The sequence below is a fragment of the Arthrobacter sp. TmT3-37 genome (assembly GCF_054510835.1).
In genome coordinates this window covers 95,270-108,040 of the sequence record NZ_JBTNDU010000003.1, presented here as the reverse complement: position 1 = coordinate 108,040, position 12,771 = coordinate 95,270, and the positions used below count along the sequence as shown (strand labels likewise).

7 protein-coding genes are annotated in these 12,771 nt (G+C 71.4%); 5 read left to right on the top strand and 2 right to left on the bottom strand.

Features of this window, described 5'->3' with window-relative positions; genetic code table 11:
• The first annotated feature begins 205 nt into the window (after window positions 1-205).
• The 4 genes from ACX80U_RS05485 (at window position 206) to ACX80U_RS05470 (ending at window position 6,047) form a co-directional block, all read left to right on the top strand.
• Window positions 206-1,753 (top strand): leucyl aminopeptidase, encoded by a 1,548-nt coding sequence (locus tag ACX80U_RS05485; protein WP_459267689.1) that lies wholly within the window; start codon window positions 206-208, stop codon window positions 1,751-1,753.
• A 317-nt stretch (window positions 1,754-2,070) separates the two neighbouring features.
• Window positions 2,071-3,453 carry a dihydrolipoyl dehydrogenase gene (lpdA, locus tag ACX80U_RS05480; protein WP_459267688.1) on the top strand — a complete coding sequence of 461 codons (1,383 nt, stop codon included), beginning with the start codon at window positions 2,071-2,073 and terminating at the stop codon, window positions 3,451-3,453.
• A gap of 150 nt (window positions 3,454-3,603) precedes the next feature.
• A complete protein-coding gene (sucB, locus tag ACX80U_RS05475; RefSeq protein WP_459267687.1) occupies window positions 3,604-5,415 on the top strand; it encodes a 2-oxoglutarate dehydrogenase, E2 component, dihydrolipoamide succinyltransferase in 1,812 nt (603 codons plus the stop codon).
• 200 nt (window positions 5,416-5,615) lie between these two features.
• A complete protein-coding gene (locus tag ACX80U_RS05470; RefSeq protein ID WP_133081686.1) occupies window positions 5,616-6,047 on the top strand; it encodes an OsmC family protein in 432 nt (143 codons plus the stop codon).
• Window positions 6,048-6,121: 74 nt separating this feature from the next.
• On the opposite strand, the gene ACX80U_RS05465 is transcribed toward ACX80U_RS05470, so the two are convergent.
• Window positions 6,122-9,517 carry a S41 family peptidase gene (locus ACX80U_RS05465; protein WP_459267686.1) on the bottom strand — a complete coding sequence of 1,132 codons (3,396 nt, stop codon included), beginning with the start codon at window positions 9,515-9,517 and terminating at the stop codon, window positions 6,122-6,124.
• 129 nt (window positions 9,518-9,646) lie between these two features.
• On the opposite strand from ACX80U_RS05465, the gene ACX80U_RS05460 reads away from it, so the two are divergent.
• Complete coding sequence (locus ACX80U_RS05460) at window positions 9,647-10,543, top strand: TIGR01777 family oxidoreductase (RefSeq protein WP_459267685.1); 897 nt, start codon at window positions 9,647-9,649, stop codon at window positions 10,541-10,543.
• A 27-nt stretch (window positions 10,544-10,570) separates the two neighbouring features.
• Here ACX80U_RS05460 and ACX80U_RS05455 read toward each other — a convergent pair whose 3' ends face one another.
• Window positions 10,571-12,655: a protein kinase domain-containing protein gene (locus ACX80U_RS05455; protein ID WP_459267684.1), complete on the bottom strand. Its 2,085-nt coding sequence runs from the start codon at window positions 12,653-12,655 to the stop codon at window positions 10,571-10,573.
• Window positions 12,656-12,771 lie beyond the last annotated feature (116 nt).

Genomic DNA, 12,771 nt, shown 5'->3' with positions numbered 1-12,771 from the left:
CCTGTCAACGCCGTACGCGCCCGCTTCATTCCGTACCACGCGACGCGTCCCGGGAGGACGATCCACCCCCACCGACCGCCCCGCCCTCGGCGACGCCGCACCTCGCGGGGCAGCGACTACGATCGTCAGGACGGTTCCCGGACCACCAGATGCCGGAGCCGCGCAGAACCTGGACAACCCATCCGGACACGAGGAGACATATTCCGTGATCAAGACGACCGAACTACACCTGACGGCTTCCGCGAAGGACCTCAAGAAGATCCCGAGCGACGCGCTCGTGATCGCGGTCGCCAAGGGGACGGACGGGCCGGTCCTCCTCGACAGCCCGCTGCCCCCGAAGGCGGCGCGCGCCCTCGGGGACTCGCTCCAGGTGCTCGGCATCACCGGTGCCGCCGACGAGGTGCGCCGGCTTCCCGGGCTGCCCGACACCGGAGCCGACTCCCTCGTCCTCTCCGGCGTGGGCCCCGTGGCCGACGGCGAGGCACTGTCCCCGGAGACCCTGCGCCGTGCCGCCGGTGCCGCCGTCCGCCAGCTCACCGGCCTGGAGACCGTCGTGCTCGCGCTCCCGGCCGGCACCGTCGCCGCCGCCGCCGCCGTCGCCGAGGGTGCCGCGTTCGGCGCCTACAGCTACGAGGGCCACAAGTCGGGGATCAGGGCCGACGGGACCGTGGCTCCGTCGAAGGACCAGGCCGCCGTCCGCACCGTCATCGTCCACACGTCCGCGGCCGACGACGCGGACCTCGCGCCTGCCTTCAGGCGCGCCACCATCCTGGGCAAGAACGTCAACGCGACGCGCTCCCTCGTGAACCAGCCGCCGAGCCACCTCTACCCCGAGACGTTCGCCCAGGCCGCGAAGGACCTCTCGCGGGGGCTCCCCGTCAAGGTCACGGTGATGGACGAGAAGCGCCTGGAGCGCGACGGCTACGGCGGGATCCTCGGCGTCGGCAAGGGCTCCACGCGGCCTCCCCGCATGGTGAAGGTTGAGTACTCCCCCGCGAACTCGGCCGTGCACCTCGCCCTCGTGGGCAAGGGCATCACGTTCGACTCCGGCGGACTCTCCCTCAAGCCCGCCGCAGGGATGCAGACCATGAAGCTGGACATGGCCGGCGCCGCTGTCGTCCTCACCACGCTCCTCGCCGTCGCGGAACTCGGCCTCCCTGCCAAGGTCACGGCGTGGCTCTGCCTCGCCGAGAACATGCCCTCGGGCTCCGCGCAGCGCCCCGAGGACGTGCTGTCCATCTACGGGGGCCGCACCGTCGAGGTCCTGAACACCGACGCCGAGGGCCGCCTCGTGATGGCCGACGGGCTTGCCGCCGCGAGCGAGGAGTCCCCCGACGCCATCATCGACATCGCCACCCTCACCGGCGCCCAGATGATCGCCCTCGGCACCCGCGTCTCCGGCGTCATGGGCGACGACGGGGTCCGCGACGCCGTCAAGGCCGCCGCCGACCGCGCGGGCGAGCAGTTCTGGCCCATGCCCCTGCCCGAGGAACTGCGTCCGAGCCTCGAGTCGCAGGTCGCCGACATCGCCAACATCGGCGAACGGCACGGCGGCATGATGACCGCCGCCGTGTTCCTGCGCGAGTTCGTCGGCCAGGTCGACGGCGAGAAGATCCCGTGGGCGCACCTCGACATCGCCGGACCGGCCTTCAACGAGGGGTCCCCCTACGGCTACACCCCGAAGGCCGGAACCGGCGTCGGCGTCCGCACCCTGCTGGCCTACGTCGAGGACGTGCTCGCCCGCACCGCCTGACGGAACGGGTGCCGCGGCGGACTGCCGCCGCGGCACCCGCCCAGCCTGCCCGACCCGCCCGGCCTGCCCGACCCGCCCGGCCTGCCCGACCTGCCCGACCTGCCCGACCTGCCCTACCTGTTCGCGTGACGCTGGGCACATCCGGGCGCGGACGGCACGTCCTCGGCACACTTCAAGTGGATGCGGGCTTGTTCTGGGGATAGGGTGAAAAACGAGAGCACACCAAGCACCCGCCGTGTGCCCCGCGACCGCATCAGCAATCGATTTATCAACCGACGCGTCCTGCGCGTCAACAGACCACGCGAGGGAGCGTTCAAGTGGCCGGATCGGCAACTGCGCAAGAATTCGACATCCTGGTACTCGGTGGAGGAAGCGGCGGCTACGCTGCCGCACTCCGTGCGGTGCAGCTGGGCTTCACCGTGGGACTCATCGAGAAGGGCAAGCTGGGCGGCACCTGCCTCCACAACGGCTGCATCCCGACCAAGGCACTCCTGCACTCGGCCGAGATCGCCGACGGCGCCCGCGACTCCGAGAAGTACGGCGTGAAGGCGACCTTCGAGTCCATCGACATGAACGCCGTGAACGCGTACAAGGACGGCATCATCGCCGGCAAGTACCGCGGACTCCAGGGCCTCATCAAGTCCAAGGGCATCACGGTGATCGAGGGCTCGGGCAAGCTCGCGTCGCAGAACACCGTCGACGTCGACGGCACCGTCTACACCGGCAAGCACATCATCCTCGCCACCGGTTCCTTCTCGCGCAGCCTCCCCGGCCTCGAGATCGGCGGCAAGGTCATCACCTCCGACCAGGCCCTCACGATGGACTTCGTCCCCAAGACCGTGGTCATCCTCGGCGGCGGCGTCATCGGCTGCGAGTTCGCGTCCGTCTGGAAGTCCTTCGGCGTGGACGTCACCATCATCGAGGCGCTCCCCTCCCTCGTCCCGAACGAGGACGCGTCGATCGTCAAGAACTTCGAGCGGGCGTTCAAGAAGCGCGGCATCAAGTTCAACACCGGCACCCGGTTCAAGTCGGTCCAGCAGAACGACGACGGCGTCGTCGTCACCCTCGAGGACGGCAAGACGTTCGAGGCCGATCTCATGCTCGTCGCCGTCGGCCGCGGCCCCGTCACGCAGAACCTCGGCTACGAGGAAGCGGGCCTCACGATGGACCGCGGGTTCGTCATCACCGACGAGCGCCTCCACACCGGCGTCGGCAACATCTACGCGATCGGCGACATCGTCCCCGGACTGCAGCTGGCCCACCGCGGCTTCCAGCAGGGCATCTTCGTCGCCGAGGAGATCGGCGGCCTCAAGCCCGTCGTCGTGGCCGACCTCAACATCCCCAAGGTCACCTACAGCGATCCCGAGATCGCATCGGTCGGCTACACCGAGAAGGCCGCACGCGAGAAGTTCGGCGACGACCGCGTCGAGACGCACGAATACAACCTCGCCGGCAACGGCAAGAGCTCGATCATCGGCACCGGCGGCATCGTCAAGCTCGTCCGTGAGAAGGACGGCCCGATCGTCGGCGTGCACATGCTCGGCACGCGCATGGGCGAGCAGATCGGTGAGGCCCAGCTGATCGTCAACTGGGAGGCGTACCCCGAGGACGTCGCCCCGCTGATCCACGCCCACCCCACGCAGAACGAGGCGCTCGGCGAGGCGCACCTCGCCCTCGCCGGCAAGCCGCTGCACGGCTGAGCCGGGCACCCGCACCACCCCGAGCCTGGTCCACGCCCCGAGGGCGTGGACTAAGCTCGGAACCAGGAATTGCAAGCACGTCCAGCTGAGCGGGCCCCGGTCGTCGACCAGCTGCCAAGGAACGATCTATGAAGGAGAAACGGGCGCATTATGTCTGAATCCGTGAACTTGCCCGCTCTCGGTGAAAGCGTCACCGAAGGCACCGTCACCCGCTGGCTCAAGCAGGTCGGTGACCGCGTCGAGGTCGACGAGCCCCTCCTCGAGGTCTCCACCGACAAGGTCGACACCGAGATCCCCTCGCCCATCGCCGGAGTCATCGAGGAGATCCTGGTCGCGGAGGACGAGACCGCGGAGGTCGGCGCACCGCTGGTACGCATCGGGGACGGTTCGGGTAGCGGTTCCTCCGACGCCGGCAGCGCCGCTCCAGCCGCCGAGGAGGCCCCGGCCGAGCCCGAGCAGCCCGCCGCCGAGGAAGCCCCCCAGGCGGATGCCGCACCCGCAGCGAGTGAGACCTCCGACGATTCCGGCGATTCCGGCGAAGGCACCGAGGTCACCCTCCCCGCACTCGGCGAGAGCGTCACCGAGGGTACCGTGACGCGCTGGCTCAAGGCCGTCGGCGACGACGTCGAGGTCGACGAGCCCCTGCTCGAGGTCTCCACCGACAAGGTCGACACCGAGATCCCCTCGCCCGTGGCCGGCAAGCTGCAGGAGATCCGCGTCAACGAGGACGAGACCGCCGAGGTCGGCGCCGTCCTCGCGGTCATCGGATCGGGCGCGTCCGCGCCGAAGAAGGTCGAGGCCGCGTCGGGTGAGCCGCTCGTGGCCGCACCGGCCGAGGAGCGCAACGACGCCCCCACCGAGAAGCAGGGCGCAGGCCAGGAGGCACAGCGCGCATCGACGACCTCCGAGCCCGACGACGACGCCAGCGGCGCGCCCGAGTCCCCCGCCGCCGAGCCAGCCGCCGCCGAGGAGAAGCCGGCGCCGTCGGAGGACTCCGGGAACCAGGACGCGACCGCCTACGTGACTCCCCTGGTCCGCCGCCTCGCGAACCAGAACAAGGTCGACCTGTCCACCGTCAAGGGGACCGGCGTCGGTGGGCGCATCCGCAAGCAGGACGTCCTCGAGGCAGCGGAGGCGCAGAAGGCCCAGCAGCCGGCTCCCGCCGCACCGTCGGCGCCCGCGGCATCGGCTCCGGCCGCGCCGTCGAAGCCTGCCGCTCCCGCCGTCGAGCCGTCCAAGCTCCGCGGCACCGTCGAGAAGGCGCCGCGGATCCGGCAGACCATCGCGAAGCGCATGCGCGAGTCGCTCGAGGTCTCCGCCCAGCTCACCCAGGTGATCGAGGTCGACATGACGCGCATCGCGAAGCTGCGTGCGTCCTCCAAGGACACCTTCCAGGCACAGAACGGCGCGAAGCTCACCTTCCTCCCCTTCATCTCGAAAGCGGTCACCGAGGCGCTCAAGCAGCACCCGAAGCTGAACGCATCCTTCGACGAGGAGAAGAAGGAGGTCACGTACCACGACGCCGAGCACCTCGCGATCGCCGTGGACACCGAGAAGGGCCTGCTCGTCCCCGTCATCAAGGACGCCGGCAACCTCAACCTCGGCGGACTCGCCAAGAAGATCGCCGACGTCGGAGCCCGCACCCGCAACGGCCAGATCGGTCCCGACGAACTCTCGGGCGGCACCTTCACGATCACGAACATCGGGTCGGCCGGAGCGCTCTTCGACACCCCGATCATCAACCAGCCGCAGGTGGGCATCCTCGGCACGGGCATCATCGTCAAGCGCCCCGTGGTCATCACGGGCGTCGACGGCGACGACACCATCGCCATCCGGTCGATGATGTACCTGAGCCTGACCTACGACCACCGACTGGTCGACGGCGCGGATGCGGGTCGTTTCCTGCAGACGCTGAAGGCCCGCCTCGAGGGCGGCGCGTTCGAGGCCGATCTCGGCCTGTAGTCCATCCCCGGCTCCGGCCGGCCGCACAGGAGCCGCTTCCCACCAGGGAGGCGGCTCCTGTGCGTCCGACGCCCTGCGGAGGACCGCTCGAGGCCCGGCGGAGGCCGCCCCGCGTGATGGAACTCCGCCCCGTGGCTCCCTAGGATGGGTATGAAGAACCCCGGCGTGACATCCGCGCCGGTCCGACCGCAAGGAGAACCATGGCTACCGTACGCACAGCCCACACCGTCTGGAGTGGCGACCTCCCCTCCGGCTCAGGCCAGGTAACGCTGGATTCGTCCGGTATTGGGACCTACGACGTCACCTGGAAGGCGCGTGCCGAGCAGTCCGAGGGCAAGACGAGCCCCGAGGAACTCATCGCCGCCGCGCACTCCGCCTGCTTCTCGATGGCCTTCAGCCACGCCCTCGGCGAAGAGGGGAAGACACCCGAGCGCGTCGAGACGAAGGCGGAGGTCGACTTCCAGCCAGGAACGGGCATCACGGCCATCCGACTGACTCTCGACGCCACCGTGCCGGGCCTGTCCGAGGAGGACTTCCAACGCCTGGCGCAGGCCGCCAAGGAGGGCTGCCCCGTGTCGCAGGCCCTCGCCGCCGTCAAGGACATCTCGCTCACCGCGACGCTTCAGGGCTGAGCTCCGCACGCGAACGAGAAGGGACCCCGGACATCGTCCGGGGTCCCTTCTCGTTCTCGCCCGCAGCCGTGGGACTACTGGCCGAGGAGGTCCTGCGGGCGCGGCGGCAGCGGACCGGGCCGCAGCGCGGGGTAGCCCTCCCTGGCCGGCGGCACGGCGGCGGGATCCTCGGCGAGCAGGTCCCGCAGGATCCCGACGCCCCGCTCGAGCTGGGGGTCCTCGCCCGCCGCGTGGGCGTGCGGCGGGAAGGGCACCTCGACGTCCGGATCCACGCCATGGTTCTCGATGGACCAGCCGATCCCATCCGTCACGTGGAAGCCGTAGCGCGGCTGGTTCACGCCCGTCCCGTCCGCGAGCTTGAAGCGCCCGTCGATACCGACGACGCCGCCCCACGTCCGCGTGCCGACCACGGGCCCGATCCCGCGCAGCTTGGCGACCTGCGTGATGATGTCGCCGTCGGACCCCGCGAACTCGTCGGTCAGGACGACCACGGGCCCGCGTGGTGCGTGGGCCGGGTACGTGCCCGGCGCTTCTCCCCGAGGCATCGACCAGGCCGTGACGCGGCGCCCGATCAGCTCCGCGACGAGCTGCGAGGTGTGCCCGCCCCGGTTGCGGCGCACGTCCACCACGAGCGCGTCGCGTGCCGTCTCCCGGTCGAGGTCGCGGTGCAGCTGGCCCCAGCCGTGCGCCACCATGTCGGGGATGTGCAGATAGCCGAAGCGCCCGCCGGACGCCTCCTGCACCGCCGCCCGATTGACCGCGACCCACGTCTGGTAACGCAGGCGCTCCTCGCTGCGGAGGGGCACGACGGCGACGCGGCGACGCTCCACGGCGTCTCCCCCCGAGTCTCCGCCGGCACCGGACCTCACCGTCAGCTCGACGGTGACCCCGGCTGCTCCGGCCAGGAGGACCCCCGGCCCGAAGGCGGCCGGCACCGGTACGCCATCGATCGCCTCGATCACGTCGCCGGCCTGGACGGCGGCCCCCGGTGCACTGAGGGGCGAGACGGCCTTCGGGTCCGAGGACTCCGTCGCGAAGACCTTCGTGACGGCCCAGCCACCGTCGGCCGGCGCGAACTCCCCGCCGAGGAACCCCTGGTGGCCCCCGGGCTCGGTGACCAGGACCGGAGCGACGTAGGCGTGGGAGGTCCCGAGTTCACCGTGCAGCTCCCACAGCAGATCCGCGAGGTCGTCGTGGCTCCCCAGCCGGGCGACGAGCGGCAGGTACCGCTCCCGGACCCCCGCCCAGTCGATACCCGCCATGTCCTCCGTCCAGTAGAAATCACGCTGCAGGCGCCATGCCTCCTCGAACGCCTGGGTCCAGACGCTGACCGGATCGAGCATCACGCGGATGCGGTCCAGGGTGACATCGACGTACCTCGGGGAATCGGCGTCGACCTTACCGTCGGTGGGGATCGCCGTGACCTTGCCGCCCGAGGTGTGCACCGCCGTCGAGCCGTCGGCGCTGACCTCGTACGCGTCGACGTCCCGCGCGAGGACCTCGACGGTCCTCCGGGCGAGATCGAAGCGCTCGAGCCGCCGCGGCGGCTCCTCCTCCGAGGAGGATGCACGGCCGTCCCCCGTGACGCCCCCGATGTCGCCGGCGGTCCACAGCAGCCCGCCCTCGACCGCCCGGAGGACGTCGTAGGTCCCCTGCCCGACGGGCAGCGCGATGGTCCGCGCCATCAGGAGCTCGGCATCGACGACGACGCGCGGGGCCTGGCCCGTCGCCTCTGAGGCTGTGTCGTCCTTCCCGGCGTCCTTCCCGGCATCGTGCCCGGCGTCCTTCCCGGCGTCCTTCCCGGCGTCCTTCCCGGCGGAGGCAGCGGTGGGTCCGAAGGGGGACGGCGTGCCGGCCGCGAGCGCCACGAGGTACGGTTTCGTCGAGGCCGGGAAGCTGAGGTCGAAACGGTGGGTGTCGTAGACGGGGTCGAAGCTCCTGTCCGAGAGGAACGCTAGGTACTTCCCGTCCCGGGTGAACGTGGGCGACCAGTCGCGGAACCGGCCGTCGGTGACATCGATGACCTCCTCGGGCGCCGCCACGGCGGCGAGGCGCACGCGGTTGCGCGTCCCCTCCTGCGCCATGGGTTCCGCCCAGGCCAGCCACGCCGAGTCCTGTGAGAACGTCACGGCCTCGATGGGCCCCTGGTCGGTCGCGACGATCCGCCGGCGCTCCCCCGACGCGAGCGTGACGACGTCCAGCGCCCCCGTCTCGGACGCGACGGCGATGCGCGTACCGTCCGGGCTGACGGCGAGCGCCGAGGCCCGGAAACGCCCGTCGAAGGCTACGCGCTGCAGGACGTCGTCGGCGGCGCCGGCCTGGGCGCCGACCCGGGCTGCTTCACCGTCCCCGGCGGACACATCGGACGCCGCGATCCTCCCAGGAGGTGCGAACACCTCCCGGATGTAGAGGGCCTCCTCGCCCTCCGTGTCCGCGACGTACGCGACCCGCGAGGAGCCGACGGGACGGCCGAGGCGCGCCCGGACACCCGCCGCGGCTTCGACGACGCGTGAGGGACCGTCCCGGTGGGTGAGCCAGTGCAGGGTGCCGTGCGCCTCGATGATCGATGCCGTCCCGTCGGCCGTGGGGAAGGCGCAGGCCAGGTGGCGATCGACCTTGAGCGGCTGGGGGCGGCGTGCGGTCGACGCCGACCCGAGTGCGATGGACAGCCGGACGGCCTCCCCGCCGAGCGAGGGCAGGTGCCACAGGGTCCCCGCCGATTCGAAGACGACGCCGGTGCCGTCCGTGCTCGCATGTCGCACGTAGTACTCGTCGTGGTCGGTGTGGCGGCGCAGGTCGCCACCCTGCGGGTCCACGGAGTACAGGTTGCCGTGACCCTCGTGGTCGGACAGGAAGGCGAGGCGGCCGGCCACCCACATGGGGTCCGCGAGGTTGCCGTCCACCTCGGGCAGCAGGCGCCGGAAATCACCGCTGCCGTGGGCGTCGATCCAGAACTTGCCGGCCGTGCCGCCCCGGTAGCGCTTCCACCAGGCCGGTTCGCGGGTGAGGACGCTGCCGATGACCACGGGCTCCCCGTCGCCGGACAGGGGATCCCCGGCGATCGTGTCCACGGGACCGAGGGGGATGACGGTCTGCTCCGACCCGTCGACCGGCACGCGGTAGGCCCAGCTGAGGCGCGAGTCCTCGTGGCGGAACGCACTCGTGGCGAGGACGTCACCGGACGCGGTGAATCCCTTGACACGCGTACTCTGGTGGCCCCAGTAGGTGAGTCTGCGGAAATTCCCGCCCTCCACGTCAGCGGCGACGACCTCCGGCGCTCCACCCTGCACGACCGTCCAGGCGATGGTCGTGCCGTCCGGCGAGAAGCGGGGGTTCCTCGCAGCCAGCTGCATGGCCGAGATCCGCCACGCGCGGCCCCCCTCGAGTGGCGCGACCCACACGTCGTTCTCGGCGACGAAGGTGACGCGGTTGCCGTGGATATGCGGATAGCGCAGGTAATCGGAGTCCATCGGTCGATCTTAGCCACGGGACCGCTGGCACCTGGATGACCGCCGCGCGCTGCAGGGCCGGGGCCCGAGGACGCCGCCCGCGACGACGTCGCCATACCGCTCGGCGATGACAAGTGGTTCGATGGAGCCATGCGTATCCTCCTCGCCGGCGCGTCCGGGACCATCGGTACAGCCCTCATCCGCCAGCTCGAGAAGAACCACGAGGTCACGCGCCTCGTACGGCGCGCTCCGAAGGGCCCCGGGGAGATCCGCTGGAACCCCTCCTCGGGTGAGCTGGACGTCGCGGCCGTGGAACACGCCGACGCCGTGATCAACCTGTCGGGCGCGGGCATCGCGGGTGGTCCCTGGACGAGGGGCTACAAGGAGACCCTCTACTCCTCGCGCATCCTCCCCACCCGGACGCTGGTGCAGGCCATGCGCGCGGCCGCCGATCCGCCGCAGGTCTTCGTCAGCCAGTCGGCGTCCGGCTACTACGGGGACCGGGATGATGAGCTGCTGACGGAGAATTCCGCCTCCGGCGACACCCTGCTGGCCGATATCTGCCGACGCTGGGAGGCCGAGGCCCGCAACGCCCCGGACGCCGTGCGCGTCGTGCTGGCCCGCACGGGGATCGTGATGGCGAAGGAGGGCGGCGCGCTCCCCAACCTGCTGGTCCCCATCCGGCTGTTCGCCGGGACGTCGCTCGGCTCGGGACGCCAGTGGTGGCCGTGGATCAGCCTGAACGACGAGGTCAGGGCCCTCGAGTTCCTGCTCACGGCACCCCTGTCCGGTCCCGTCAACCTGAGCGCACCCGCTCCCGCGACCCTCGATACGATCACGCTGCAGCTCGGCCGGGTGTTCCACCGCCCGGTGTGGTTCCGTGTGCCGGGCGCCCTGCTGAAGGCGGTCATCGGACAGCTCGGGTACGAACTGCTGCTGGTCAGCGCGCGCATGGAACCGCGGGCCCTGACAGCAGCGGGCTTCACCTTCGACGAACCGACGCCGGAAGCGCTCGCCGCCTGGGTCCACCGGCGCGTCACCGGCTAGGACGGCGGGCGCATCCATTCGGTCGTCTCACCCGGGTGACACGACCGAATGGATGCGCCAGCCGCCTCCGGAGTCCCAGAGGACGAAGATCAGGTCCTGCAGGCCCGCTGCCATCAGCGGGCGCGGCGCGTCCGCAGAAAGCCCTGCCGGGCCTGCCGCCTCCGTGTAGGAGGACACGGCCGCCGTCGCCCGGACCAGCGACACCTCCGTGCCGGCAGGTGGCGTCGAGGCCGGAAGGCCCGCGACCGCCGTCATCGCCGCCTGTTCCTCCCCACCGAGTGCTGCAGGATCGCGGATCGTGATGGACAGGTCCCGGAGGCTCCGCCCCGAGGCCGCGAGCGCGGTGACGGCCTCCTGGTCGGCCGACATCGCGGGTGAGCCCTGGACGTCGACGGTCGCCAGCAGGGACGGATTGGCGGTCGCGAAGGCCTCGGCCCGGAGGGCGGCGAGACCGACGAGCGCCGTGACCGGATCGGCGTCCAGCGTGACCCCGGCCGGCGCCTGCGGATCCGGAGGCCCTGGAGCCGCCTGCTCCTGCCCGGCTCCTCCCTGCGCGGCATCGTCCTGTCCTGCCCTTTCGTCCCCGGCCTTCTCCTGCCCGCCACCTTCCTGCCGAGTTTCTTCCTGCCGGGTTTCTTCCTGTGCGGCTCCCCCTGACCGCCCGCCGTCCACCACCGAACCCTCTCCCGTCGCCCTCTCCGGGGCCGGGACGATCACACCGCCGGAAGTGGCGGCCCCCGGTCGGTCCGCGCCCGGCGCACCGGGCCCGCCCAGCGTCAGCGCGATGCCCCCCAGCAGCAGCACGAGGGCAGCCACCCCCGAGACGATCGCGAGCAGCGTACGGATGCGCCCGGGTCCGGGCCGCACACCTCCCCGGCCGACGGCGGGAACCCCGGGAGTCCTTCGGCCCGCGGTCGCCCCGCGCGGACGCGGTCGCCCGTCCTTCCGGTCCCGGTCCCGGCCCCGGCCACCTGCGACGCACTTCCAGCGCCGGGTCAGGCCGGAGGGAGCAGTGCCCGTACGCCTCGTCAGCAGGTGCGGCAGCACGCTGGGATGCACGGCCGGTACGAGGTCGACCGGCCCCGGCTCGGTGCTGGACAGCAGCACGCGGGCGAAGGAGTCGGCGGTAGGCCGTCGGGCCCGGGACGGGTCCAGGCCGTCCTCGATGAGCTCCATGAGCTGCGGCGGCACGTCCGGGATGATCAGCGCGAGCGGCGGGCGGTGCTCGGCGGGCCCGGGGGCGCGGCCGGTCAACGCGAACCACGACACCGCTGCGAGGGCGAAGACATCCGCTCCGGTGTCGAAGGAACCGTCGCGCAGCGGGTCGATGAAGCCGGGCGTGCCCGCGCCCGGAACGGGATCGGCCCCGAGGAGCCGCGCGGTCCCGAAGTCGCCGAGCAGGGGCTTGCCCTCCTGCGTGAAGAGGATGTTGCCGGGCGTCACGTCCCCGTGCAGTGCCCCGGCACCGTGCAGGTGGGCGAGCACCTGGGCGATGGGCACCAGGGCCGTGACGACCTCCGGGATCGGGAGGGGACCGCGGCTGGTGACCAGGTTGAGCAGGGATCCACCGGGAGCGAGGTCCATCAGCAGCCCAGGACCCGCGTCCGTTCCCACGATGCGGAGCACCCTGAGGAGGTGGTCGTGGCGGAACCGCTGGAGGGTCAGCAGCTCGCGTGAGAGGTCGTCGGCCGTCCGATCGGACGGCCCGTGCGGCCCGTGCGGCCCGTGCGGCCCGTCGGCACCGTCGGCACCGTCGGACGATCGCTGCCCTCCGGCGCGGGGAGGAAATCCACCGTCGGGGGGTCCCGCGGTGCGGCGCCCATGCCGTCCCGCGACCAGGGCGGATGTCGGGGAAGCCTGCGTTGGCGTTGCCGTCCGGGGCGCAACGGCGACCTTGAGCGCGAAGGATCGACCGTCGTCGTCGGTCACGAGCCACACGGCGGATGTCCCGCCGCGGCCGAGGAGCCGTCCGACCCGGAAGCCCGCGACCACCGGCCGGGGGACCTCCTCGGCATCGGGGGGAGTCGAGCGGGCGTCCGCCCGGACCTCGGGCAGCGTTGCGGTGGTCGACGCATGGTCCGCGGGTCGTGCTGATGCCGTGGAATCGCTCATGCATCAGTTCTAGGGCATGGGAGCGGGTGACCGGCGTTATCCACAGGCCCGAGCGCATCGCTGATCCGCCCGGCCACGGCTTCGAAGGTGTGTTCTAATTTTAATCCTCAGATACA

Excerpts from the sequence above, each read along its gene's own strand:
- sucB (WP_459267687.1), top strand. The coding sequence starts at position 3,604 with ATGTCTGAATCCGTGAACTTGCCCGCTCTCGGTGAAAGCGTCACCGAA.
- ACX80U_RS05470 (WP_133081686.1), top strand. The coding sequence starts at position 5,616 with ATGGCTACCGTACGCACAGCCCACACCGTCTGGAGTGGCGACCTCCCC.
- ACX80U_RS05465 (WP_459267686.1), bottom strand. The coding sequence starts at position 9,517 with ATGGACTCCGATTACCTGCGCTATCCGCATATCCACGGCAACCGCGTC.
- ACX80U_RS05460 (WP_459267685.1), top strand. The coding sequence starts at position 9,647 with ATGCGTATCCTCCTCGCCGGCGCGTCCGGGACCATCGGTACAGCCCTC.
- ACX80U_RS05455 (WP_459267684.1), bottom strand. The coding sequence starts at position 12,655 with ATGAGCGATTCCACGGCATCAGCACGACCCGCGGACCATGCGTCGACC.